A 22,519-nucleotide genomic window follows, 5' to 3' on the forward strand; every position below is an offset into this window, starting at 1 on the left:
ATGGATCGCAGAGGGAGAGGATATTGTCGAGAGGCGGATCAAAGGCGGAATTCGGCCCAGATCGGCAGATGGTCGGACGCCTTGCGTGCCGCCGCGCTCATATGGACGCCGCATTCGACCAGGGTGAGGCGATCGCAATGCATGATCCGGTCGAGCTGGGCCACAGGCGCGCGGGCGTGGAAGCTGCGTCCGCAGGGCGCGAAGCTGTAATGGCGGGCAAAATCGGCGAGGCAGCCGCGACCCGCGCTCCATTCGTTGAGGTCGCCCATCAAAATGGTGGGCATGGCTTCGCCCTGCGCAGCGGCGTTGATGACGGCGGCCGCCTGCCGCCTGCGCCACAGGCCCGACAGGTCGAGATGCATGCCGAACACGCGGACGGTCGTGCCGCCCAGCGTCACTTGCGCCATGGTTGCGCCGCGTGGCTCCAGATAGGGGATATGGAGGACGTCATGCGCGTCGATCTCGGCATCTTTGCGCACCAGGATGGCATTGCCATGCCAGCCCATCGAATCGGCCTGCACGTCGAGCGGGACCGCCTTATAACCACTATGGCTTTCGAGCATCCGGGGTGGAATGGCGGCGGAGCGGATGCCGAAGCGCATGTCGGCCTCCTGTAAGGCGACGATGTCTGCGTCGATCTCGCCCAGCACCTCCAGCACCCGTTCCGGCATGCGTCGCCGGTCGGTGCCGACGGCCTTGTGGATATTATAGCTGGCAACGCGCAATGTCTTCATGGGGCACCAATGCCCAAGGCGCAGGCATGTTTCCAGTGGCGAACGGATGTTCTTGCAATGTTCGCGTCTCAACGGCATATCCGGGCCATGGCCAAGACAAAGCGCAAATTCGTCTGTCAGCAATGCGGCACCGTTGCGGCCCGGTGGCAGGGGCAGTGCGAGGATTGCGGCGAATGGAACAGCATCGTCGAAGAAGCGCCACAGACCGCCTTTTCCGCGCGGCATGACCTGCATACGGGCGGGCGCGCGATCACGCTCGTCGGGCTGGACACGCAGGTCGAATTGCCGCCGCGCACCAGCACCGGCATTGCCGAGTTCGACCGGGCGCTGGGCGGGGGAATCGTCGCGGGATCAGCCATATTGATCGGTGGCGATCCGGGCATCGGCAAATCAACCTTATTGCTCCAGGCGGCGGCGCGGGTCGCGGCGCGCGGATTGTCGGTGGCCTATATCAGCGGCGAGGAAGCGGCCGACCAGGTACGGTTGCGCGCGCAACGGCTGGGGCTGGGCAACGCGCCGGTGATGCTGGCGAGCGCGACGTCGGTGCGCGACATTTTGACGACGTTGAGCCAGGGCGAGCCGCCCGCCTTGCTGGTGATCGATTCGATCCAGACGATGCACAGCGACCTGATCGAAGGCGCGCCGGGGACGGTCAGCCAGGTGCGCGCCTCGTCGCAGGAATTGATCAAATTCGCCAAGCAGCGCGGTACCGCGCTGATCCTGGTCGGCCATGTGACCAAGGATGGCAGCATCGCCGGGCCGCGCGTGCTGGAGCATATGGTCGATACCGTGCTGGCGTTCGAGGGTGAGCGCAGCCATCAATATCGCATCCTGCGTGCGATCAAGAACCGCTTTGGCGGCACCGATGAAATCGGCGTGTTCGCGATGGTGTCCGAAGGACTGGAGGAGGTCGCCAACCCATCCGCGCTGTTCCTGACGCATCGCGACGAGACGGTGACGGGCGCGACGGTGTTCCCCGCGCTGGAAGGCACGCGGCCGGTGCTGGTGGAGATCCAGGCGCTGGTGGTGCGGCTGTCGAGCGGGGCGACGCCGCGCCGCGCAGTGGTCGGATGGGATAATGGGCGGCTGGCGATGGTGCTGGCGGTGCTGGAAGCGCGCTGTGGCCTTAGCTTCTCGACCTGCGAAGTTTATCTGAACGTAGCGGGTGGTTATCGGTTGTCGGACCCGGCGGCGGATCTGGCGGTGGCGGCGGCCTTGGTGTCGGCGCTGTCGGAAAAGCCCTTGCCCTCCGACGTCGTGCTGTTCGGCGAGATCGCGCTGTCGAGCGAAATTCGCCCCGTGGCGCATGCGCCGCTGCGGTTGCGCGAGGCGGCGAAGCTGGGGTTCAACCGCGCCTTCATCCCGGCGTCGGCGACCGACGGGGTGAAGGGGATAGCGGTCAGCGGCTTTCGGACCCTCGCGCAACTGGTTGACCAGATGCTGGGCGGGGGATAGCCACGCGGGCGATGAACGCCGTCGATATCATCGTCCTGCTCGCCATTGGCGGCAGCGCCATATTGGGCCTGCTGCGCGGGTTCGTGCTGGAAACCCTGTCGCTGATGGCGTGGGTGCTGGCGATCTTCTGCATCCGGCTGTTCCATGCCTCGGTGGCCGATCTGCTGACCCCCTTCGTCGGCACGGCGAGCGGCGCCGCCATATTGGCGCTGGTGCTGGTGTTCGGTGTTACCTTCGGCGTCGGCAAGATGGTCGCGCACGCGATCGGTCGGCGCACCCGTCAGTCGGTGCTGGGCCCGGTCGACCGGGTGCTGGGCGGTGGATTCGGCGCGGTCAAGGGACTGATCGGGGCGACGCTGGCCTTCCTGGCGTTCAGCCTGGTCTATGACACCATGTATGGCAGCGGCGCGCGGCGTCCCGACTGGCTGTCGGATGCGCGGACCTTTCCGCTGCTCAATGCCAGCGGGCAGGCGGTCAGCGAATTTCTGGCGGAACAGCGGGCGAAGAAGCCGGTCGAGGCCGACTAGCCTCCGTTCGGTTCGAGCGTGTCGAGAACGACCTTGTTTTCGACAAACTCGAACCGAACGGCATGAGGCGATGTGCGCCGCCTAGAGCCAGCCCTTGGTGCGATAGGCCTGCGCCGTCGCCTTCAATCCCTCTTCGGTCGGGATTTGCGGCATCCATAGCTGCTTGGGGACATGCGCATCGGCGGCGGCGACCCAGTCGGCGTGGCAGAAATAATCGACACGGTCGGGGGTCAGCTTGGCCCCATTGCCGCGAAACAGGCGATCCGTGCGCGCAGCGACGCCGAGCAGCCAGGCCGGAGTCGCCAAGATACGCACCGACCGGCCCACCGCGCGACCGATGGCGGCACCGAAATCCCTATGGTCCCAGCCGGTGGGCGTGCCGTCATCGGGTTCGTAGGTCTGGGCGAGGCTGAGGTCGCGATCGTCGGCCAGCGCCAGCAGCAACTGGGCAAGATCGGCGACATGGATCACCGACAGCCGTCCGCCCGGCGGCAGCAGCATGATGCCGCGTTTGGCCATGCGGAAAAGTTCGAGCATTTCGCGATCATTGGGGCCGTAGATGGCGGGTGGACGGACGATGGTCCAGTCGAGGCCGCTAGCCCTCACATGGCGTTCGGCCAAGTCCTTCGACCAGCCATAGTCGGACAGGCCCGGCTCGCGCGCGGCGAGCGAGGAAATGTGGATCAGCCGCCGGACCCCGCGTTTGCGCATGGCGTCCACCACCGCCATCGTGCCGCGCGCATTGCCCATTTCAAAGCCGTCGCGATCGGGCGCATTTACCACGCCTGCAATATGGATCACGACATCGGCGTCGCGCACCAACGTATCGAGGCCCGCCGCCTGGTCGAGCGAGCCAGGCACCCATTTGAGGCGCGCGCGCGGCGGCTGCGCCCGGCGGGTCAGCGCGGTAACATGGTGCCCGACGGTCAGCGCCTGATCCAAGGTTCCAGCACCGACGAAACCCGTCGCGCCGGTCATGGCAATGCGGAGGGACATGCGTGTCAGACCATTGCCATATGGTCGCGATGGACCAGGACCGATCGCGGCATTTCGCCCAGCAGCGCGGCGATATCCTCGCTGCGGCGGCCCGCAATCTTGGCGGTGGCATCGCTATCATATTCGATCAACCCGCGGGCGATAACCCGGCCGTCCTGCGCCACGATATCGACCACATCGCCGCGCGCGAACACGCCTTCGACAGCGGCGACACCGGCGGGGAGCAGGCTGTTGCCCTTGGACAGCGCGGTTTCCGCGCCCGCGTCCACGATGATGCGGCCGCGCACGGTGAGGCGGCCGGCGAGCCAGCCCTTGCGCGCGCCTTTGCCTTGCGCGGCCAGGAAGATCGAGCCCTTGCCGCCCTGCGTCCAGTGCGACAGCGGCGCATCGACCTTGCCGGAGATGATGGCGAGGTGCGCGCCCGCGCCAGTGGCGATCCGGGCGGCCTCGATCTTGGACGTCATGCCGCCCGATCCCATGCCGGAGGCGGAGCCACCATCGGCCATGGCCGCGATTCGCGCGTCGATGCGGTCTATGGTTTCGATCAGCATGGCGTTCGCATCGACGTGCGGGTTGGCGGTGTAAAGCCCATCGACATCGGAAAGCAGCACAACCGCGTCAGCCCGTGCCGCCTGTCCGATACGCGCCGCCAACCGGTCATTATCGCCGAAGCGGATTTCGGCGGTGGCGACGCTGTCATTCTCATTGACCACCGGCACGACATGCAAGGCCATCAGCCGTTCGAGCGTTGCCGAGGCGTTCAAATAGCGGCGGCGATTTTCAAGGTCATCGAGTGTCACCAGCATTTGCGCGGCCGTAATGCCGCGCTCGTCGAGCAGGCTGGCCCAGCATTGCGACAGGGCGATCTGTCCCGTGGCGGCAGCGGCCTGCGCATCCTCCAGGCTGCCGCGCCCGCCCTTCGACAATTTGAGGCGGCGCGCACCGAGCGCGATCGCGCCGGACGAGACGATGATGATCTGCTGCCCCGCCCGAGTCCGCGCCGCGACGTCTGCGACCAAGGTGCGCAACCAGTCGATCCGCACATTGCCCGCCGGATCGACAAGCAGAGCCGAGCCGATCTTGATGACCAAGCGGCGGATCAGGGTGGGGGGGAAGCCGGAGAGGGAGGGAGTCACAGGCAAATGGTCCGTTCGGTTCGAGCGAAGTCGAGAATCGCCATGCACCCGCTTCTCGACTTCGCTCGAAGCGAACGGGTGTCATGCAGGTCGCTTATAGCGGCGACCATGTCCCGTCTTCGTCGTCCTGTGCCTCCTGCCGCGCGGCGGCGCGGGCTTCGCCCAGGATCGGCAGGATGGCGTCGAGCAATTTGCCCACGCCATCGCCGGTCGCGCCGGAGATGATGAACACATCCTCCACGCCGACCTGATCGCGCAGTTGCTCGGCAATGTCCTCCATCAGTTCGGGCCCCAACAGGTCACCCTTGTTGAGCGCGACGATCTGCGGCTTTTCGTCCAGCCCCTCGCCATAGGCGGCGAGTTCGTCGCTGACGATCTGAAACGCCTCGACCGGATCATCGACAGTGGCGTCGATCAGATGCAGCAAGACGCGGCAGCGTTCAATATGGCCCAGGAACCGGTCGCCAATGCCGACGCCTTCGGCCGCGCCCGCGATCAGGCCGGGGATATCCGCCAGCACAAATTCGCGATCCTTGTGCAGCACCACGCCCAATTGCGGCTTGGTGGTGGTGAAGGCATAGGCGCCGACCTTCGCCTTGGTATTGGTCACCTGGTTGATCAGGGTCGATTTGCCCGCATTGGGCATGCCGACGAGGCCGACATCGGCCAGCAGTTTGAGCCGCAGCCACACCCACATTTCCTGGCCCGGCCAGCCCGTGCCATGCTGACGCGGGGCGCGGTTGGTGCTGGTCTTGTAGGACATGTTGCCGCGGCCGCCATCGCCGCCGCGCAGGAAGGTGACGCGCTGGCCGACTTCGGTGAAATCGGCGAGGATGTCCTGATCCTCATAATCGGGGATGCCGTCTTCGTCCTCGCTGCCTTCGATCGGTTTGGGGTCGGAGAGGATCTGAGTGCCGACCGGCACCTGGATGATCAGATCCTTGCCGCCCGCGCCATAGCGATTCTTGCCCATGCCGGGCGTGCCGCGCTGTGCCTTGAAATGCTGGGTGTAGCGAAAGTCGATCAGGGTGTTGAGGCCCTGGACCGCTTCGAAAATAATGTCGCCACCCTTGCCGCCGTTGCCGCCGTCGGGGCCGCCATATTCCTCATATTTTTCGCGTCGGAAACTGACCGCGCCGGGGCCGCCCCAGCCGGATTTGATGAAGATTTTGGCTTGATCGAGAAAATGCATGGGCGGCCCATAGCGCCATCGCGCGAAAAGTTAAACCTCGGCCTGCGCGGCAAGCGTCGCCGCCTCCTGCATCAGGGCAAAGCTGAGGCTGCGCGTGGCCATTTCACGCGCCTTTTCGCGGGGAAGCCCCAGCGCGCCCGCCATCGGCCCGCCCATTTGCGAATCACCCAGCGCCAGCAGGACGAGCATCAACGTGTTGTCGCGGATGAGGTCGGCGAGATGCGGGGTCAGTGCGGTGGCGGTCAGCTTGTCGACCAGCCGGTGGATCGCCTCCACCACCGGGTCGAGCGCGTCTTCATTGCCGAGCGCCAGCATCCAGCTCGCCAGCGCGCCTGCGCCTTCGCGGTCGAAGGCGTCGAAGGTCATGTCGACGATCGTGCGCGGACTGACCTTGCCGCGCCGTGCCGCGTCCACGGCTTCGCCGATGGTGGCGGTGATGGTGTCGCCAAGATAAGCGGCGAGCGCTTTGTGCAGCCCTGCCGCCGATCCGAAATGGTGGAGCAGATTGGCATGGGTGCGGCCGATCTGCGCGGCGACGGCCTTGAGGGTCACGGCCTGGGGGCCAGCTTCGATCAACAGGATGCGCGCGGCCTCCAGCGCGGCGAGGCGGCTTTCATCCGGGCTGAGGCGGACACGTTTTATTGACATAGGTGTCAGTAACTCTTATTTACATCAATGTAAGTAAGGAGTGCGAGATGACCCCGACCGACCTCACTATCACGCCGCGCGACCGCCGTTTCGGGCGGGACCGCGCTGCGGCCCGACATTGGCTGAATGGCGATCCGATCGCCACGGCTTTCTTCAACGCCCTGTCCGTGACCTTTCCGCGCGGCGAAGCCTATTTCATCGAGAGTGTCCGCGCCTTTCGCGATGGCGCGCCGGACCGGCTGGCGGGCGAGATTGCGGCCTTCATCAAGCAGGAGGTGGTGCATAGCCGCGAGCATCTGGCCTTCAACCGGCAGGTGGCGGATCATGGTTATGAATTGTCACGGCTCGACGCCGATGTCGTGCGGGTGCTGGACCTGGCGAAGCGGCGTCCGCCGATCGTCAGCCTGGCCGCGACCATGGCGCTGGAACATTTTACCGCGATCCTGGCCCATGAACTGTTGCGCGACCCGCGTCTGCTCGACGGGGCGGACCCGGAGATTGCAGCGCTGTGGCGCTGGCACGCGGTCGAGGAGATCGAGCATAAGGGCGTGGCGCATGATACCTGGGTCCATGCGACGCGCGACTGGAGCGGGTTTGCGCGCTGGCGGCTGCGGTCGCTGATGATGCTGATCGCCACCAAACATTTCCTGCATCATCGTGCGCGGGGGATGATGGACCTGTTGCGGCAGGATGGCGTGACGGGCGTGCGCGCCTGGGGCGGATTGCTCCGCTATGCGCTGGTGCGGCCGGGTATCTTGCGCCGGGTGGCCGGGCCGTGGCTCAGCTATTTCAAGCCGGGCTTTCATCCTTGGTCGGTCGATGACCGGGCGCTGATCGCGCTGGTGGACAGCGACTATGCCGACGCGCGGATGACCGGGCCGCTGCCGTCGGCGGCTTGACGGGCAGGGTGGGGCGCGATCTTATCGAGCCATGACCGATGCGCCCACGCTCCACACCGACCGCCTGATCCTGCGCCCGCACGGCATCGCCGATTATACGGCGTGCCGCGCCTTATGGGCGGACGCGCAGGTCGTGCGCCATGTCGGTGGCGTGCCGCTGGACGCGCAGGCGGTGTGGTTTCGCCTGCTCCGCTATGCCGGCATGTGGTCGCTGCTGGGCTATGGCATGTGGGCAATCGAGGATCGGACGACCGGCGCGTTTTTGGGCGAGGGCGGCCTGCTGAGCGCCGCGCGCGGCCTGCCCGAACTGGAGGGGGTGCCGGAAGCGGGCTGGGTGCTGGGGCCGCAGGCTTGGGGCAAAGGCGTGGCCAGCGAAGCGATGGGTGCGGTGGTCGGCTGGGCCGACGCCCATCTCGATGCGCCATCCCTACGCTGCATCATCGCGCCGGACCATAGCGCGTCGATCAGGGTCGCCGAGAAACTGGGTTTTGTTGCGCTGGTCGACAGGATGCTGGGTGACAAGCCGACGCGAGTGTTCGATCGGCCCCGGCGGCCGCACTCGGCGTGACGGGCGGGGAAAACTCCCCCGCCCGCATTATCAGGCCGCCATCGCCTGTGTGGCGTCGCGATAGAGGTCCATGGCAGGGTCCGGGTGCATGCCGTGGGTTTCGCCTTCTTCGAACAGCAGCGAATCGACCATCGTCTGGCGGGCGAGGCTGTAGCGTTGCTCGACCCGGCCGGTGAAGCGGAAGCCGATCTTGCGCAGGACATTGCCCGACGCGGGATTGTCGAGGAAATGCGCCGCGCGAACGCCTTGGACACCATGGGCGCGCGCCATGCTGAGGACCGCGCGGGCGGCTTCGGTCGCAAAGCCAAGTCCCCAATAGGGCCGCGCGATCCAATAGCCCAGTTCCGGCGTGCCATGCGCGTCCAGATGAATATCGCAACCGCCGACCAGACGCGGCGCGCCGCGCGTGCGGGTGAAGGCGAGCAGGCGCGGCAGGCGCGAATCATGGGGCAGCGACAGGAAGGCCTGCGCATCATCCAGAGCATAAGGAGCAGGCGCGTGGGTCAGGTTGCGCAGGATGGCAGGATCACTGATCGCATGAGCCAGCGCGGGCGCGTCTTCCATCCAGCCTGGACGCAGCAGCAGGCGGGGGGTGCGGGCGAACATTCTTCTCTCTCCTCTTGGGCGTGCCCATAGCCGCCAATGATGACGGCTTGACGACGGTCGATGTCTGGCATGTTCCCCGCCTGCATGACGCGTGAGAAGGCGTGGAGTTCCAGTGGGTTGAGGGAATTTAAGAGGATGTTTCGCCCAACGGAAAAAGGGCGCCCCTCTGATGGAAGGAGCGCCCCTTAATCCCTCGAACATCGTCACTTGAACCTAAAGGCTCGCGTAACGAAAGGACCGCCCCTTGAAAGGACGACCCGTCATTCGTCGTCCGTTATTCTGCCGCTTCGGCCATCGCGTCGACCGACACATATTTGCGGCCGAGCTTGCCAGCGTGGAATACCACGCGGCCTTCACCCAGCGCGAACAGCGTGTGGTCCTTGCCCATGCCGACATTGCGGCCGGGATAGACGCGCGTGCCGCGCTGACGGATAATGATGTTGCCGCCGATCACTTCCTGACCGCCGAACTTCTTGACGCCAAGGCGCTTCGATTCCGAATCACGACCGTTGCGCGACGAACCGCCAGCTTTCTTATGTGCCATTGTCTAAACTCCTAGAATATCAGGCGCGAAGCGATCAGGCTTCGGCAGCAGCCGGGGCTGCGTCTTGGGTCTTGGCCTCGGCCTTGGCGGCCTTCTTGTCTTCGGCACCGATTGCGACGATGCGCAGGATCGTGTGGCGCTGACGATGGCCGTTCTTGCGGCGATAATTGTGGCGGCGGCGCTTTTTGAAGACGATGACCTTCTCGCCCTTCGCCTGCGCGATGATCTCGGCTGCGACGGTCAGACCGGCCACATCCTTCAGATCGCCGCCTTCACCGGCCAGCAGGACGTCGTCCAGCGTAATCTTGTCACCGGCTTCACCGGCCATCTTTTCGACGACGATCTTGTCTCCGGCGGCGACGCGATACTGCTTGCCGCCTGTGCGCACGATAGCGAACATGGCTTGTCTCTTCTCGTTCAAATCTGCTTTACGCAAATCACCAAAGACATGACGCCTTGCCGACCCGCGCGGGAATGTGGCCCGTTAGTGGAATGACTCGCGGGTGTCAACCGATGGCGGCGCGGAACCGGGGTGGTTTTCGGTTCGCACAGGCCCTATCTTGTCCGCGAAAGGACCGAAGCGAGCGATGCGGCATATAACAGGCGAGACAGGAAAGGGCGATCGGCAGCTTAGCCGCTATAGCCTATTCGTCGCCTTGTGGATGCTGATCCTGGTGACGCTCCTGTCCGCGCTGGCGCCCATCGGCCCGCCGCTCAGTCGCCCGACCGGCTCCGCTTTCAATCCTGCAACGAGCGATGTGGTGATCAAGGCGCGCGCACCGACGCCGCCGCACGTCGCGCAGGCCGCGCGCGTGGATGGCGATGACACGCCGCCTATCCTTCTTTTCTGCATCATCGCGACGTTGGCGCTCGTCGCCTCCGTAGGCCGCTTGCGAATTTTCTTTTCGCCGCCGCAGATTGCGGCGGCACCTCTGCTATTGTCCGGCGGCCATCGTGCGCGCGCCCCGCCTGCCGCCTTCTGACGATCTGAACGGCCCGTTTCGACGGGCATCGTCGAAAGGAGGACCATGAAGATGTCCGATAAGCCTGAGCCCGGCGGCAAGCGTCGTCGTCCGCCCTGGTGGTTCATGCCCGCTATCATGACAGGTCTGGCTGCGGCCGCCCTGCTGCTGGCGGTCCTGCTCCATCCCCTGACGTTCTGATATAGCGTGATTCGCATCGAAAGGCTTGCATGCCCCATCACACGCCCCTGATCGGCACCATCGTCGCCGGCCTCGTCGTCGCCTTCATCATGGGCGCGATCGCCCACAGGCTCCGCATGTCGCCCCTGGTGGGCTATCTCGTCGCCGGGATCATGGTCGGTCCCTTCACGCCGGGTTTCGTCGCCGATAGCGGACTGGCCAATGAACTCGCCGAAATCGGCGTCATCCTGCTGATGTTCGGCGTCGGGCTGCATTTCTCGTTCAAGGATCTGATGTCGGTCAAACATATCGCCGTGCCGGGTGCGCTGGTGCAGATTGCGGTGGCGACCGGCCTTGGCATGGGGCTGTCCGCCCTCATGGGATGGCCGCTGATGGGCGGCATCGTCTTTGGCCTGGCCCTGTCGGTCGCCAGTACGGTGGTGTTGCTGCGGGCCTTGCAAGGGGCCGATCTGGTCGAAACGCGGCGGGGGCGGATCGCGGTCGGCTGGCTGATCGTCGAAGATCTGGTGATGGTGCTGGCGCTCGTCCTACTGCCTGCCCTGGCCGCCGTCATAAGCGACGCGGACTCCGGGGCCGGGGCGGGCGCGCTGATCGCGCCGCTGGTCGGCACGCTGCTCAAGGTGGCGGGCTTCGTCGCGCTGATGATGATCGTGGGGCGGCGGGTCATTCCCTGGACGCTGCATTGGGTCGTGCATACCGGATCGCGGGAGCTGTTCCGGCTGGCGGTCTTGGCGATCGCGCTGGGTGTCGCGTTCGGTGCGGCTTATGCGTTCGACGTATCCTTTGCGCTGGGTGCCTTCTTTGCGGGCATGATCCTGGGCGAAACGCCGCTCAGCCGTCGCGCGACGGAGGAGACGCTGCCGCTGCGCGATGCCTTTGCGGTGCTGTTCTTCGTGTCGGTCGGCATGTTGTTCAATCCGGCCGTGCTGTGGGAACAGCCGCTGCCGCTGCTGGCGACGGTCGCGATCATCATCGTGGGCAAATCGATCGCCGCCTATGCCATCGTCCGTTTGTTCGGCAAACCGGGCGACACGGCGATGACCATCGCGGTCAGCCTGGCGCAAATCGGCGAATTTTCCTTTATCCTGGCGACGTTGGGCACGGGGCTCGGCGTACTTCCGGCCGAAGCGCGCGACCTGATCCTCGCAGGCGCGATCGTGTCGATCTTCCTCAACCCCATCCTCTTCTCGCTGGCCGTGCGCGGCCGCAAGCAGGAAGAAGTCGTGGCGGAGGCCGCGCGCGTCGCGGCGGCGCGGCCCGCGATCGGACATATCATCCTGGTCGGCTATGGCCGGGTCGGCAAGCTGATCGCCGATCGGCTGACCGAGCGGCAGATGCCCTTCACGGTGATCGAGGATGATGCCGAGAAGGTGGAGGAAGCGCAGGAGGCCGGGCTATCCGTCGTGCGCGGCAATGCGTTGGAAGACAAGGCGCTGCTCAGCGCGGGGATTACCGAGGCCCATCATCTGCTGATCGCGGTGCCCGAAGGGTTCGAAGGGGGCGCGATCCACGAACATGCTCGCCACCTCAACCCCAAGCTGGAAGTGATCGCCCGCGCCCATTCGGATGCGGAGGTCGCGCATCTCGAAACGCTGGGCGTGCGGCATATCGTGATGGGCGAGCGGGAACTGGCCGGGCGGATGCTGACGCTGTGCGGTGCGACCTAATCGAGGGAGTCGAGGAACCGTGCCGCCTGTTCCCGGATGGCGGTACGGTCCTCGACGGGCATCCTGTCCAAATTGCGATAGGGCAGGGCCATGCGCGGGTTGGACGCCAGCTTGCGCTGGTTGCGGGCCAGGAAGTCCCAATAGAGCGCGTTGAAGGGGCAGGCGTCCTTGCCGACGCGCTGCTTCACATCATAGCGGCATGACCCGCAATAGTTGGACATGCGGTTGATATAGGCACCGCTCGACGCATAGGGTTTGGAGCCGAGCAGGCCGCCATCGGCAAATTGGCTCATGCCCAGCGTATTGGGCAGCTCGACCCATTCATAGGCGTCGGCATAGACTTCCAGATACCAGATATGCACCTGATGCGGGTCGACACCGGCGAGCAGGGCGAAATTGCCGGTGATCATCAATCGCTGGATATGATGGGCATAGGCATGGTCGATCGTCTGGCCGATCGCCTGGGACAGGCAGTGCATGTCCGTGTCCCCGGTCCAGTAGAAGCCGGGCAGGGCGCGGGTCGCCCCCAGCGCATTGCGCTGGGCATAGTCCGGCCCTTCATGCCAATAGATGCCGCGCACATATTCGCGCCAGCCGATGATCTGGCGAATGAAGCCTTCGGCGGCGTTGAGCGGCACCTTGCCCGCCCGATAGCGTTCCTCGACGGCGCGGCACAGCGCCAGCGGATCGAGCAGCCCGGCGTTGATATAGGGCGAGAGGATCGAGTGCCACAGGAAGGGTTCGCCGGTCAGCATCGCGTCCTGATAGTCGCCAAAGCGGGGTAGCGCTTCATCAAGGAAATGGCGCTGTTGGCGCATCGCTTCCTCATGCGTCACCGCGAACTGGAAATGGTCGAGACTGCCGATATGGTCGGCAAAGCGCGTGGCGACCATGGCCAGCACATCCTGCGTGATCGCATCGGGCTGGAAGCGGATGGGGCGGGGCATCAGCAGGTCGCGCGCGGGTGGCGGTTTGCGATTGTCGGCGTCGTAATTCCACTGGCCGCCTTCGGGCTGGCCATCCTCGGTCAGCAGCAGCCCGGTCTTGCGCCGCATGTCGCGGTAGAAAAATTCCATCCGCAACTGCTTGCGCGCGGCGGCCCAGCTATCGAATTCGGCATGGGTGCAGAGGAAGCGGTCATCCTCATGGATGGTGACCGGCAGGCCGAAGCGCAATTCCCAGCTTTCCAGCATCGCCCGGACGCGCCATTCCCCGGCCTCGGTCACATGGATGGCGGCGGGCTTGTGCCGGTCGATGGCACGCGCGACTTCGCCGGTGAAGCTGCCGCTATTGGCCGGGTCGTCTAGCTTTACATAATCGACCGTCCAGCCCAGCCCGCGCAGCCGATCGGCATGATGGCGCATGGCGGACAGGATGAAGGCGATCTTCGCCTTATGATGGCGGACATAGGTGGTTTCTTCGGCTACCTCCATCATCAGCACCACGCTGCGCCCTTTATCAGCGTGGCGCAGCGCGGCGATGTCGGGGTCGAGCTGGTCGCCCAGTACGGGAATAAGAAAAGGGCCGTCGGTCATGCGTGCTGCAATGACCGACGGCCCCGATAGCTCCCACCTGTCTTTAAGGGGCGTCAGGCCTTCATCCACACCGTTCGTCCTGAGTAGCCGCTGAGCGAAGTCGAAGCGGCGTATCGAAGGAGGGGGCCGGGCGATGCTTCGATACGGGACTTCGACTTCGCTCAGCCCCTACTCAGCACGAACGGGTGTTGAAATATCCTACATTTAGCCCCGGCTGCGCGGCGGACCCTTGCGCGGGCCACCGGCGCCAGCGCCCTTGAAGGGACGTGGGCTGTGCGGCGACGCGCCGCCGCGCGATCCGGCACCGGGACCGCCACGGGGCGGGCCGCTGCGGTTGGGACGATCGCCATTGGCGGGGCGCAACTGCTTGCGGTTGCCACGGGCTTCCTCGCGCGGTGCGCCATCGATGGGATCGAACATCACATCCGCGCCCTCGTCACCCGCTTCGCCCGTGCGGCGGACAGCGGCCAGGAATTTGGCCGAGATCGCCTTGGGGATTTCGAACATCGTGTCAGTGGCGGTGATGCGGATCGCGCCGATGTCGCCGCGCGACACATGGCCGCGACGGCAGATCAACGGCAAGATCCAGCGCGGATCGGCATTTTGCGTGCGGCCGATATTCATGCGGAACCACTGGGTATCCTCGAAACCGGGACGCGGTCCTTCACGGCGAGCCGGGGCGTCGCTACCGTCGAGCAGCTCTTCGGGCGCAGGCAGCGCGCCGCGCGCCGACCGCACCAGCATCGCCGCAATTTCCTTGGCGCTCTTGGCTTCGAGCAGTTCGCCGCCCAGCGCCCAATCGGACTCTTCCAGTTCCATGGGTTCGAGCAGGCGGGTGCGCAGCCGTTCGGCGTCCTGCGCCGCAATGGCTTCCTTGCTGGGTGCGGACGTCCATTCGACCGGGATCTTGGCGCCCTTGAGCATCCCTTCCACCCGGCGACGGCGCGGATAGGGGACGATCAGGACAGCGGTGCCCTTTTTGCCGGCACGCCCGGTACGACCCGACCGATGCTGCATGGTTTCGGCATCACGCGGGATTTCGACATGGACGACGAGCGTCAGCGTCGGCAGATCGATACCGCGCGCGGCGACGTCGGTGGCGACGCAGACGCGAGCGCGGCGATCACGCAGGGCCTGCAACGCATGGTTGCGTTCATTCTGGCTATGCTCGCCCGACAGCGCGACGGCGGCAAAGCCCCGCTCGGTCAGGCTGGCGTGCAGATGGCGGACATTGTCGCGGGTGGCGCAGAACAGCATCGCCGTTTCCGCCTCATGGAAGCGCAGCAGGTTGACCACGGCATTTTCAATGTCGGACGGGGCGACGGTCATCGCCTGATAGCTGATGTCGCCATGGCCACGCTCGGTCGAGGTGGTCGCGATCTGCAGCGCGTCCTTCTGGTAGCGGCGGGCCAGCGCCACGATGGGCTTGGGCATCGTCGCCGAGAACAGCAGGGTGCGGCGGCCATCGGGGGTGGCGTCGAGAATGCCCTCCAGATCTTCGCGGAAGCCCATGTCGAGCATTTCGTCGGCTTCATCCAACACCGCAGTCTTGAGCGCCGAGAGGTCGAGCGCGCCGCGCTCGAGATGGTCGCGCAGACGGCCCGGCGTACCAACGACGATGTGCGCGCCCTGCGCCAGCGCCTTGCGCTCGCGGGCGGCATCCATGCCACCGACGCAGGTGGCGATTCGCGCACGCGCACCAGCATAGAGCCATTCGAGTTCGCGGCTGACCTGCAGCGCCAATTCGCGCGTCGGCGCGATCACCAGCGCCAGCGGCCAGGCCGGTGGGGGCAAGCGGCCTTCTTCGTTCAGCAACTCGCCCGCCATGGCGAGGCCGAAGGCGACGGTCTTGCCCGATCCGGTCTTGGCCGACACGATCATGTCGCGGCCAATCGCTTCGGGTTCGATCACGGATGCCTGCACTTCGGTCAGGGTTTCATAACCCTTGGTCGTCAGCGCCTGGGCGAGGATGGGCGGGAGGGTATCAAATGCCATGTCTAGTTTTTCTCGTCGGTTAAGCGACCCGCCTCTTCCGACGGATACTCGTAAGACCTGTGCCTTACGCCTGCCAAAGCAGACGTTCAGAGTGATAGGCCACACACCCTGATTTTCACATTCCCACCCGGCAAGGGCAGGAGCCGCCAGCATGGCTGGTGGCGAAGGGGTTTGCCCCTTTCGTTCGCGTTGCATCTCTCCGTCCGGCTTTCCGCCAGCTGCCTCCCGGTCAGGGGAGGATCATTTGAAAACAGGAAAGCCTCCTTCCCCATTTCGAGGAAAGAGGCTTGTCCTTAGTCTATAGCATGAAAATCAGACGGCGGCGACTTCTGCCACGTCGACCTTCACGCCCGGACCCATCGAAGACGACAGGGCGATCTTGCGGACATATTTGCCCTTCGAACCGGTCGGCTTTGCCTTGACGATCGCATCGACGAAAGCGTCGAAATTCTTGCGCAGGTCTTCGGCGGTGAAGCTCGACTTGCCCAGGCCCGCATGGATGATACCGGCCTTTTCGACGCGGAATTCGATCTGGCCACCCTTGGCGGCCTTCACGGCTTCTGCGACGTTCGGGGTCACGGTGCCGAGCTTGGGGTTCGGCATCAGGCCCTTGGGACCGAGGATCTTACCCAGGCGACCGACCAGGCCCATCATGTCCGGCGTCGCGATGACGCGCTGGAAATCGATGTTGCCAGCCTGGATCGATTCCAGCAGGTCTTCGGCACCCACGATGTCGGCACCGGCGTCGAGCGCGGCTTGTGCCTTTTCGTTGCGCGCGAACACGGCGACGCGAACGTCCTTGCCGGTACCTGCGGGCAGGGTGACGACGCCACGGACCATCTGGTCCGCATGACGGGGGTCAACGCCCAGGTTGATCGCGATTTCGACGCTTTCGTCAAACTTGGCGGTCGCATGGGTCTTGATCAGGCCCAGGGCCTCGTCAACGCCGTGCAGCTTTTCGCGGTCAACCGCGGTGGCCAGCGCCTTCGCCTTCTTGGTCAGCTTTGCCATGATAATCAGCCCTCCACCACGTCGAGGCCCATCGCGCGAGCGGAGCCTTCGATGATCTTCGTTGCAGCGTCGATGTCGTTCGCGTTCAGGTCAACCATCTTGGCCTGGGCGATTTCCGCCAGCTGCGCACGGGTGATCTTGCCAGCGACGATCTTGCCCGGTTCCTTGGAACCCGACTTGAGGTTCATCGCCTTCTTGATGAGGAAGGTGGCAGGCGGCTGCTTCATCGTGAAGGTGAAGCTGCGATCGGCATAGACGGTGATGATCGTCGGCAGGGGGGTGCCCTTTTCGACGCCAGCGGTCTGGGCGTTGAACGCCTTGCAGAATTCCATGATGTTCACGCCGCGCTGACCCAGTGCTGGGCCGATCGGCGGTGCAGGTTTGGCGTCTCCAGCGGGCACCTGGAGCTTGATGTAGCCCGTAATCTTCTTGGCCATTGTCACTCACTCTGTTGCTGGGCGTACCCGAAGGCGCGCCCGGTTCAAGTTTAGCGGTCCAAACGAAGGCCAGACCTTCTCCCGCATCCATTCCCGGTTGCCCGGAAATCTCTTTGATCGTCATGCCAGCCAAAGCTGACGAAACGAAAAATCTTCTTCTCCGTCATCCTGACGAAAGTCAGGATCCATTTGCTCTACGCTGGCTTGTTCCTGCCGCGCTGAGGCTCATGGACCCCGGATCAAGTCCGGGGTGACGGAAACATCGTTATTTCGATAGTTCGACCTGTTCGAAATCCAGTTCCACAGGCGTTGCGCGACCGAAGATCGACACCGACACCTTGACCCGGTTCTTTTCGAAATCCAGTTCCTCGACCACGCCGTTGAAGCTGGCGAAGGGACCGTCGAGCACCTTGACGCTGTCGCCGATTTCGTAATCGACGCTGACCTTGTGCTTGGGTGCGGCTTCGGCTTCCTTGCGGGCGCCGAAATAGCGCGCAGCCTCGGTCTCGCTGATCGCCTGCGGCTTGCCCATCGACCCCAGGAAACCAGTCACCTTGGGCGTGTTCTTGACCAGGTGATAAATATCGTCGTTCATCGCCAGCTTGGCGAGGACATAGCCCGGCATGAACTTGCGTTCGACCTGGACCTTCTTGCCGCGCTTGACTTCGGTGACGGTTTCAACGGGCACTTCGACCTGTTCGACCAATTGGGTGAGGCCCATGCGCTCGGCTTCGGACAGGATCGATTCCTTGACCTTGTTCTCGAAGCCCGAATAGGCGTGGATGATGTACCAGCGCGCCATGTTACCGTGTCAAACTCCCAAAAACCAAGGCTGCCATGCTCAAGCCTGACCCGCCGCAAGGCCCAGCAGCCACTGGACGATCGCGCCGAAGAAGGTATCGATGCCAAAGAAGAACAGGCCGAGCAGCGTCGTCATGATGACGACCATCACGCCGGTCATCATCGTTTCGCGGCCGGTAGGCCACACGATCTTCGACGCTTCGGTCTTCACCTGATTGACGAATTCGCCGGGGGATACCTTCGCCATCGCCTGCCTCTATCTTCAAAACCAACGCCAATTCGCGAAGCAACAGTCCGCCCTCCCGTTCCCGTCCTATGGGACGTCCGGGGGAAGCGGCCGCATGCTTCGCGACACATGTTCGCCTGCGCACCTAGTCGCGAAACCCTGATACTACAAGGTTTAGCGGACTTGGCGCTTGGCAGGAGTGGAGGGACTCGAACCCACGGCATTCGGTTTTGGAGACCGACGCTCTACCAACTGAGCTACACTCCTGTGCCGGCGAAGGAGGGCGCTTTAGCGTGGCATGGGTGGTAGGGCAAGCAGGATTATGCAGCATCCGTTACGGGCGTGGCAACGCTGGTATCGACGCTGGTCTGCCGCTCCGCTTCCGCATTGATCTGCGCGCCGAGCAATACGACGTAAGCGGAAACGAACAGCCATAGCTGCAGCACGACGACCGCGCCCAATGATCCATAGGTCTCGTTATAATTGCCGAAGGTCGAGACGTAGAAGGACACGCCAAGCGTCACGATCAGCCAGAACAGCGTCGCCGTGACCGACCCGACCGTCAGCCATTGCCACTGCGCCTGTTGGCGATTGGGGCCGAAGCGGTAGATGAGGCCGAAGATGACGCTGGCGAGCAACCCCGCACAAATCCAGGTCGCAGCCTTGATCGCGAACAGCACGCCCGGTCCCCAGTCGGTCAGGAATTTCTGGATGAGGCCGATCACCGTCGCAGTGAACACGCCCGCTACCACGACCAGTACGGCCGAACAGGTGATGCCCAGCGACACGCGGTAAAAGGCAAAGATATTGCGCCGTTCAAGCTGGCCATAGACGATGTTGAGCGATTGCATCACCGCCGACGCCGCGCGCGTCGCGCCATAGACGGCGATGGCGAGGGCGGTCAGCAGGCCGAAACCGATTGCAGGCTTGGCGGTGCTGACGACACCCAGCAACTGATCGTTGATGAGTTGGGCGGCGTCGGTGGGCACGACGGCGATGATCGCCTGCATATGCCGCCCGACCATCGCCGGATCGCCGAACAGGCCATAGGTCAGCACGACGGCGGCGAACATCGGCGCGATCGAGAGAAAGGCATAATAGGCAACGCCCGCAGCTAGTAGACCGACATTATTGGATCCGAGCGACGCATAGACGCGCTTCAATATTTCCCACCAGGCCCGTGGCGGAATTTTCCACGGCGCATCGACATGCACCTGCTGCGCGATCTTCTCGGTCATGGACGTCCCCTGCTGCTCCATAGGGCAAGCGCATGAAGGGGGAGGGGGTTCCGCCGCAGCTTGGGTCGTTTCTAGCGACGCCGGGAAAGGGGTGGTTAGCGGAAAGGCGGCTTTTGGTGCCAGTCGAACGATTACTGCCGCCAAATCGTAGCGGCGAGTTCATCGCCTCTTCGGATGCATGGTCAGTGAGGGGACTGCTTTGAGCCTAGCAATGAGGCACGATCTCGCAGCGTCATCGGTCGCTTCGTCGAAACGAAAACCGATATAGCTGAATTGTGGCGGACGCGGCATGTGGTGGTAAATGAAAACGCTTATATTCGCCTTGCAAATTTCAGAGGCGATTTTTGTTTCGTTTTCAGTTTCCTTTGGCAGCCAGTAAGTGCCTGTTTCTGGCACGTCCCAATCGACCGTGTAACCTTCAGGCCCGGTGATACCGCGCTCCGAAAATTGATGCTGCGCTGAGGATGTTGCACATCCCGCCAGCAGGCCCAACATCACAATAAAAACGAGACAAGTTGTTGAACGCATTCGAGCAGCTCCAAGGGAACGTGTCTTTGTAGCTCGTTGCCGAACGTCTGCAATTAGTGATGCCCTGAGCAGCCTTTAACGGCAAAAATGCTCGATCCTGATCAATCCGCTTTCTTAGTGACCTTATCGGCATTGCGCCTGTGCATCTCAGCGACTTTTATTCGTCCTTTTTCGACCCATTCCATCGCGTCGTGATCACCCTCAGCGAACATGGCATCAACCTCGCCTTTGGACTGATTACCTGAGATGCTCTTCAAAGTTTGATGCTTGCTTCTGCTCATGACGGCAGATCGTGCCAGAGCAAAAACATGTCCGCAATCGGCAAGTCTATAAGAGGACGGCAACGGCAACAAATGTCTGTAAAGGGCCTCCCTTCGATCCTACCCCCTACAGGAACACCCCACCCTTCATGATCCGCCGCGCGCGGCCCTGTACCGGCATGCGGTCGAATGGGGTATTGCCCGCCGCCGCCGCCATCCTGGCCGAATCCACGATCCACGGCGCGTCGGGATCGATGAAGATCAGGTCGGCGGCGCTGCCCGGCGCGAAATGGCCGGCATCGACGCCCAATATCCGCGCGGGATTGGCGCAGAGCAGGGTCATCAGCCGGTTAATGCTCACATGCCCCTCGCGCACCAGATTGAGCGAAAGCGCCAGCAGCGTCTCGGCCCCGGCCATGCCCGGTGCGGCGTCGGCGAAGGGCAGGCGCTTGTCCTCCGCCCCGCGCGGATCGTGGCTAGAGGTGATGACGTCCACCGTGCCGTCGGCCACCGCCGCGATCGACGCCTTGCGGTCATCCTCCGAACGGAGCGGGGGGGAGAGGCGGGCGAAGGTCCGGAAATCGGTGACGGCATTGTCGGCCAGGAACAGATAGGCGGGGCTGATGCCGCAGGTGACGCGCAGCCCTTCCGCCTTGGCCGCGCGGATGAGGTCGAAGCCCGCCTTGGTCGTCACCAGCCGGAAATGGATCGCCGCGCCCGTGTGGCGCGCGAGCAGCACGTCCCGCGCGATCGCCATCGCTTCGGCGCAGGCGGGAGCGTGGGGCAGGCCAAGCCGCGTGGCGGTTTCGCCGCTGGTCGCGACCGCGCGCGCGGTCAGCCCGCTATCTTCGGCATGGGATATGACAGTGAGGCCAAGGCCCGACGCATAGGACAGGACGCGCAGCATCACGCCCGAATCGGCGATCCACTGGCGACCCGTGCCGACCGCCTTGGCACCTGCCGCCTGCATCATGCCGATCTCGGCCAGTTCGGTGCCTTTGAGGCCGCGCGTGGCGGCGGCGATGGGGTGGACCCAGAAATCGGGCTTGCCCGCGCGCGTCGCCTGCCGGATCAATGCAGCATCATCGAGCAGCGAGGATTGGTCGGGCATCAGCGCCGCGCGGGTGATTCCGCCGAAATGGAAAGCGGGCTTGTCGGTGGCGAACACGCCAAGGTCGACGAGGCCCGGCGCGACGACCAGCCCCGCCGCGTCGATCCGTTGCGCGTCGTCGGGCAGCGTGACGTCACCGGACGCGACGATGCGGTCGCCCTCGATCAGGATCGCGCCGGGGACGAGCGCGTCGCCCGCCGGATCGGCGAGGCGGCCGTTGATGATGGCGATCTTGGTCATGCCCATCCCTCCACGCCGCGCGCCCGCCGCGTCAGCACGTCCAGGCACGCCATGCGGATGGCGACGCCCATCTCGACTTGTTCGGTGATCGCCGACCGATCGGGATCGTCGGCAACGTTACTGGTAATTTCCACGCCCCGGTTCATCGGCCCTGGATGCATGACGATCGCGTCGGGTTTGGCGATCGCCAGCCGTTCGGGTGTCAGCCCATAGAGCATATGATATTCGCGTGCCGAAGGGATGAACGCGCCGTCCATCCGCTCATTTTGAAGCCGCAGCATCATCACCACGTCCGCGCCCTCCAGACCTTCGTCCAGCCGGGTGAAGGGCGTCGCGCCCAGCATCTCGACCTCAGGCGGCATCAGCGTGGGCGGCGCAACCGCGCGCACCTGCGCGCCCAGCGCGGCGAGGCACAGCATGTTCGACCGCGCCACGCGGCTATGCAGCACATCGCCGCAAATGGCGACGATCAGCCCCTCGAACCCGCCCTTGCGCCGCCGGATGGTGAGCGCGTCGAGCAGCGCTTGCGTCGGATGCTGATGCCAGCCATCGCCAGCGTTCAGCACCGCACAGTCCACCTTGTCCGCGATCAGCGCGACCGCACCCGAACTGGCATGGCGGATGACCAGCACATCGGCGGCCATGGCGTTGAGCGTCATCGCCGTGTCGATCAGCGTTTCGCCCTTCTTCACGCTCGACTGGCCCGCATGCATGTTGACGACATCCGCCCCCAGCCGCTTGCCCGCAATCTCGAACGACAGCAAAGTGCGCGTGCTGTTTTCGAAGAAAGCGTTGATCTGGGTCATGCCCGCCAGCCGATCGTCATGCTTGCGCGCCTTGCCGCGATTGGCCGTCGCCCATTGCTCGGCTTCGTCCAGCAGGAAGCGGATTTCCCAAGGCTTCAAGTCAGCGATCGACAGCAAATGCCGATGCGGAAACAGCGCCCGACCGGTGAGGTCAGACGAAAGCGGCGCGGCGGTGATGTCGGGCATGGCCGCGCTT

26 protein-coding genes and 1 tRNA gene are annotated in these 22,519 nt (G+C 64.3%); 7 read left to right on the forward strand and 20 right to left on the reverse strand.

Going from position 1 to position 22,519, the window contains the following annotated elements; genetic code table 11:
* Positions 1-38: 38 nt before the first annotated feature.
* Positions 39-734 carry an endonuclease/exonuclease/phosphatase family protein gene (locus OVY48_RS16065; RefSeq protein WP_096062501.1) on the reverse strand — a complete coding sequence of 232 codons (696 nt, stop codon included), beginning with the start codon at positions 732-734 and terminating at the stop codon, positions 39-41.
* Between the two features lie 87 nt (positions 735-821).
* On the opposite strand from OVY48_RS16065, the gene radA reads away from it, so the two are divergent.
* Both radA and OVY48_RS16075 read left to right on the forward strand, forming a co-directional pair.
* Entirely contained in the window at positions 822-2,189 is a 1,368-nt protein-coding gene (gene radA / locus OVY48_RS16070) for a DNA repair protein RadA (protein WP_313923560.1), read from the forward strand.
* An 11-nt stretch (positions 2,190-2,200) separates the two neighbouring features.
* Positions 2,201-2,716 (forward strand): CvpA family protein, encoded by a 516-nt coding sequence (locus OVY48_RS16075; protein ID WP_096062499.1) that lies wholly within the window; start codon positions 2,201-2,203, stop codon positions 2,714-2,716.
* A gap of 81 nt (positions 2,717-2,797) precedes the next feature.
* Here the strand turns inward: OVY48_RS16075 and OVY48_RS16080 are convergent, their stop codons facing one another.
* From OVY48_RS16080 to OVY48_RS16095, 4 genes are all read right to left on the reverse strand, one after another.
* Positions 2,798-3,712: an SDR family oxidoreductase gene (locus OVY48_RS16080; protein ID WP_313923563.1), complete on the reverse strand. Its 915-nt coding sequence runs from the start codon at positions 3,710-3,712 to the stop codon at positions 2,798-2,800.
* Between the two features lie 5 nt (positions 3,713-3,717).
* Positions 3,718-4,848, reverse strand: a complete 1,131-nt coding sequence (proB, locus tag OVY48_RS16085; RefSeq protein ID WP_313923565.1) for a glutamate 5-kinase — start codon at positions 4,846-4,848, stop codon at positions 3,718-3,720.
* Positions 4,849-4,942: 94 nt separating this feature from the next.
* Positions 4,943-6,040 (reverse strand): GTPase ObgE, encoded by a 1,098-nt coding sequence (obgE, locus tag OVY48_RS16090; protein ID WP_037472313.1) that lies wholly within the window; start codon positions 6,038-6,040, stop codon positions 4,943-4,945.
* A 30-nt stretch (positions 6,041-6,070) separates the two neighbouring features.
* Positions 6,071-6,688: a helix-turn-helix domain-containing protein gene (locus tag OVY48_RS16095; protein WP_313923566.1), complete on the reverse strand. Its 618-nt coding sequence runs from the start codon at positions 6,686-6,688 to the stop codon at positions 6,071-6,073.
* Between the two features lie 47 nt (positions 6,689-6,735).
* Here OVY48_RS16095 and OVY48_RS16100 point away from each other — a divergent pair, with 47 nt between their 5' ends.
* Positions 6,736-7,587, forward strand: coding sequence for a metal-dependent hydrolase (locus OVY48_RS16100; RefSeq protein ID WP_313923567.1), 852 nt, complete (start codon positions 6,736-6,738; stop codon positions 7,585-7,587).
* 31 nt (positions 7,588-7,618) lie between these two features.
* Positions 7,619-8,155 carry a GNAT family N-acetyltransferase gene (locus OVY48_RS16105; RefSeq protein ID WP_313923569.1) on the forward strand — a complete coding sequence of 179 codons (537 nt, stop codon included), beginning with the start codon at positions 7,619-7,621 and terminating at the stop codon, positions 8,153-8,155.
* Between the two features lie 30 nt (positions 8,156-8,185).
* Here OVY48_RS16105 and OVY48_RS16110 read toward each other — a convergent pair whose 3' ends face one another.
* The 3 genes from OVY48_RS16110 to rplU all read right to left on the reverse strand — a co-directional run bounded on the left by OVY48_RS16110 (position 8,186) and on the right by rplU (position 9,705).
* Positions 8,186-8,761 carry a GNAT family N-acetyltransferase gene (locus OVY48_RS16110; RefSeq protein ID WP_313923570.1) on the reverse strand — a complete coding sequence of 192 codons (576 nt, stop codon included), beginning with the start codon at positions 8,759-8,761 and terminating at the stop codon, positions 8,186-8,188.
* Between the two features lie 274 nt (positions 8,762-9,035).
* The gene (gene rpmA / locus OVY48_RS16115) at positions 9,036-9,305 is read right to left on the reverse strand and encodes a 50S ribosomal protein L27 (RefSeq protein ID WP_037472317.1); all 270 of its coding nucleotides are present in this window, start codon (positions 9,303-9,305) and stop codon (positions 9,036-9,038) included.
* A gap of 34 nt (positions 9,306-9,339) precedes the next feature.
* A complete protein-coding gene (rplU, locus tag OVY48_RS16120; RefSeq protein ID WP_037472318.1) occupies positions 9,340-9,705 on the reverse strand; it encodes a 50S ribosomal protein L21 in 366 nt (121 codons plus the stop codon).
* A gap of 187 nt (positions 9,706-9,892) precedes the next feature.
* Between rplU and OVY48_RS16125 the strand changes: the two genes are divergently transcribed.
* From OVY48_RS16125 to ybaL, 3 genes are read left to right on the forward strand one after another with little or no spacing between them, the layout of a single operon-like run.
* Positions 9,893-10,288 carry a hypothetical protein gene (locus OVY48_RS16125; protein WP_313923572.1) on the forward strand — a complete coding sequence of 132 codons (396 nt, stop codon included), beginning with the start codon at positions 9,893-9,895 and terminating at the stop codon, positions 10,286-10,288.
* 45 nt (positions 10,289-10,333) lie between these two features.
* The gene (locus tag OVY48_RS16130) at positions 10,334-10,468 is read left to right on the forward strand and encodes a hypothetical protein (protein ID WP_272945494.1); all 135 of its coding nucleotides are present in this window, start codon (positions 10,334-10,336) and stop codon (positions 10,466-10,468) included.
* A gap of 29 nt (positions 10,469-10,497) precedes the next feature.
* Positions 10,498-12,135 carry a YbaL family putative K(+) efflux transporter gene (gene ybaL / locus OVY48_RS16135; RefSeq protein ID WP_313923573.1) on the forward strand — a complete coding sequence of 546 codons (1,638 nt, stop codon included), beginning with the start codon at positions 10,498-10,500 and terminating at the stop codon, positions 12,133-12,135.
* Here ybaL and OVY48_RS16140 read toward each other — a convergent pair.
* The 12 genes from OVY48_RS16140 to OVY48_RS16195 form a co-directional block, all read right to left on the reverse strand.
* Positions 12,132-13,670, reverse strand: a complete 1,539-nt coding sequence (locus tag OVY48_RS16140) for a cryptochrome/photolyase family protein (RefSeq protein WP_313923574.1) — start codon at positions 13,668-13,670, stop codon at positions 12,132-12,134. The genes ybaL and OVY48_RS16140 overlap by 4 nt on opposite strands.
* Positions 13,671-13,874: 204 nt before the next feature.
* Positions 13,875-15,665, reverse strand: a complete 1,791-nt coding sequence (locus OVY48_RS16145; protein ID WP_313923576.1) for a DEAD/DEAH box helicase — start codon at positions 15,663-15,665, stop codon at positions 13,875-13,877.
* A 312-nt stretch (positions 15,666-15,977) separates the two neighbouring features.
* Positions 15,978-16,676 (reverse strand): 50S ribosomal protein L1, encoded by a 699-nt coding sequence (gene rplA, locus OVY48_RS16150; protein ID WP_037472325.1) that lies wholly within the window; start codon positions 16,674-16,676, stop codon positions 15,978-15,980.
* A gap of 5 nt (positions 16,677-16,681) precedes the next feature.
* Positions 16,682-17,113: a 50S ribosomal protein L11 gene (rplK, locus tag OVY48_RS16155; RefSeq protein ID WP_037472327.1), complete on the reverse strand. Its 432-nt coding sequence runs from the start codon at positions 17,111-17,113 to the stop codon at positions 16,682-16,684.
* A 265-nt stretch (positions 17,114-17,378) separates the two neighbouring features.
* A complete protein-coding gene (gene nusG, locus OVY48_RS16160) occupies positions 17,379-17,915 on the reverse strand; it encodes a transcription termination/antitermination protein NusG (RefSeq protein WP_037472329.1) in 537 nt (178 codons plus the stop codon).
* Positions 17,916-17,954: 39 nt separating this feature from the next.
* Positions 17,955-18,161: a preprotein translocase subunit SecE gene (gene secE / locus OVY48_RS16165; RefSeq protein WP_037472331.1), complete on the reverse strand. Its 207-nt coding sequence runs from the start codon at positions 18,159-18,161 to the stop codon at positions 17,955-17,957.
* 170 nt (positions 18,162-18,331) lie between these two features.
* Positions 18,332-18,407, reverse strand: a tRNA-Trp gene (locus tag OVY48_RS16170).
* Between the two features lie 53 nt (positions 18,408-18,460).
* On the reverse strand, positions 18,461-19,378 hold the full coding sequence (locus tag OVY48_RS16175; protein WP_313923578.1) for a YihY/virulence factor BrkB family protein: 918 nt from the start codon (positions 19,376-19,378) through the stop codon (positions 18,461-18,463).
* 159 nt (positions 19,379-19,537) lie between these two features.
* Complete coding sequence (locus OVY48_RS16180; protein WP_313923579.1) at positions 19,538-19,906, reverse strand: hypothetical protein; 369 nt, start codon at positions 19,904-19,906, stop codon at positions 19,538-19,540.
* Positions 19,907-20,007: 101 nt separating this feature from the next.
* Positions 20,008-20,187 (reverse strand): hypothetical protein, encoded by a 180-nt coding sequence (locus OVY48_RS16185; protein WP_313923580.1) that lies wholly within the window; start codon positions 20,185-20,187, stop codon positions 20,008-20,010.
* Between the two features lie 106 nt (positions 20,188-20,293).
* Entirely contained in the window at positions 20,294-21,517 is a 1,224-nt protein-coding gene (locus OVY48_RS16190) for a dihydroorotase (protein WP_313923582.1), read from the reverse strand.
* Positions 21,514-22,509, reverse strand: coding sequence for an aspartate carbamoyltransferase catalytic subunit (locus tag OVY48_RS16195; protein WP_313923583.1), 996 nt, complete (start codon positions 22,507-22,509; stop codon positions 21,514-21,516). The genes OVY48_RS16190 and OVY48_RS16195 overlap by 4 nt, the downstream gene beginning before the upstream one ends.
* Positions 22,510-22,519 lie beyond the last annotated feature (10 nt).

Source organism: Sphingobium sp. SA2 (assembly GCF_032227065.1).
In the GTDB taxonomy this organism is placed as follows: Bacteria; Pseudomonadota; Alphaproteobacteria; order Sphingomonadales; family Sphingomonadaceae; genus Sphingobium.

Coding starts and splice junctions, on each gene's coding strand:
- OVY48_RS16140 (WP_313923574.1), bottom strand. CDS start 13,670: ATGACCGACGGCCCTTTTCTTATTCCCGTACTGGGCGACCAGCTCGAC.
- OVY48_RS16185 (WP_313923580.1), bottom strand. CDS start 20,187: ATGAGCAGAAGCAAGCATCAAACTTTGAAGAGCATCTCAGGTAATCAG.
- OVY48_RS16145 (WP_313923576.1), bottom strand. CDS start 15,665: ATGGCATTTGATACCCTCCCGCCCATCCTCGCCCAGGCGCTGACGACC.
- OVY48_RS16100 (WP_313923567.1), top strand. CDS start 6,736: ATGACCCCGACCGACCTCACTATCACGCCGCGCGACCGCCGTTTCGGG.
- rpmA (WP_037472317.1), bottom strand. CDS start 9,305: ATGGCACATAAGAAAGCTGGCGGTTCGTCGCGCAACGGTCGTGATTCG.
- OVY48_RS16095 (WP_313923566.1), bottom strand. CDS start 6,688: ATGTCAATAAAACGTGTCCGCCTCAGCCCGGATGAAAGCCGCCTCGCC.
- OVY48_RS16175 (WP_313923578.1), bottom strand. CDS start 19,378: ATGACCGAGAAGATCGCGCAGCAGGTGCATGTCGATGCGCCGTGGAAA.
- OVY48_RS16110 (WP_313923570.1), bottom strand. CDS start 8,761: ATGTTCGCCCGCACCCCCCGCCTGCTGCTGCGTCCAGGCTGGATGGAA.
- OVY48_RS16080 (WP_313923563.1), bottom strand. CDS start 3,712: ATGTCCCTCCGCATTGCCATGACCGGCGCGACGGGTTTCGTCGGTGCT.
- OVY48_RS16065 (WP_096062501.1), bottom strand. CDS start 734: ATGAAGACATTGCGCGTTGCCAGCTATAATATCCACAAGGCCGTCGGC.
- OVY48_RS16125 (WP_313923572.1), top strand. CDS start 9,893: ATGCGGCATATAACAGGCGAGACAGGAAAGGGCGATCGGCAGCTTAGC.
- OVY48_RS16190 (WP_313923582.1), bottom strand. CDS start 21,517: ATGACCAAGATCGCCATCATCAACGGCCGCCTCGCCGATCCGGCGGGC.
- secE (WP_037472331.1), bottom strand. CDS start 18,161: ATGGCGAAGGTATCCCCCGGCGAATTCGTCAATCAGGTGAAGACCGAA.
- nusG (WP_037472329.1), bottom strand. CDS start 17,915: ATGGCGCGCTGGTACATCATCCACGCCTATTCGGGCTTCGAGAACAAG.
- OVY48_RS16195 (WP_313923583.1), bottom strand. CDS start 22,509: ATGCCCGACATCACCGCCGCGCCGCTTTCGTCTGACCTCACCGGTCGG.
- OVY48_RS16180 (WP_313923579.1), bottom strand. CDS start 19,906: ATGCGTTCAACAACTTGTCTCGTTTTTATTGTGATGTTGGGCCTGCTG.
- ybaL (WP_313923573.1), top strand. CDS start 10,498: ATGCCCCATCACACGCCCCTGATCGGCACCATCGTCGCCGGCCTCGTC.
- radA (WP_313923560.1), top strand. CDS start 822: ATGGCCAAGACAAAGCGCAAATTCGTCTGTCAGCAATGCGGCACCGTT.
- OVY48_RS16075 (WP_096062499.1), top strand. CDS start 2,201: ATGAACGCCGTCGATATCATCGTCCTGCTCGCCATTGGCGGCAGCGCC.
- OVY48_RS16105 (WP_313923569.1), top strand. CDS start 7,619: ATGACCGATGCGCCCACGCTCCACACCGACCGCCTGATCCTGCGCCCG.
- rplA (WP_037472325.1), bottom strand. CDS start 16,676: ATGGCAAAGCTGACCAAGAAGGCGAAGGCGCTGGCCACCGCGGTTGAC.
- obgE (WP_037472313.1), bottom strand. CDS start 6,040: ATGCATTTTCTCGATCAAGCCAAAATCTTCATCAAATCCGGCTGGGGC.
- OVY48_RS16130 (WP_272945494.1), top strand. CDS start 10,334: ATGAAGATGTCCGATAAGCCTGAGCCCGGCGGCAAGCGTCGTCGTCCG.
- rplK (WP_037472327.1), bottom strand. CDS start 17,113: ATGGCCAAGAAGATTACGGGCTACATCAAGCTCCAGGTGCCCGCTGGA.
- rplU (WP_037472318.1), bottom strand. CDS start 9,705: ATGTTCGCTATCGTGCGCACAGGCGGCAAGCAGTATCGCGTCGCCGCC.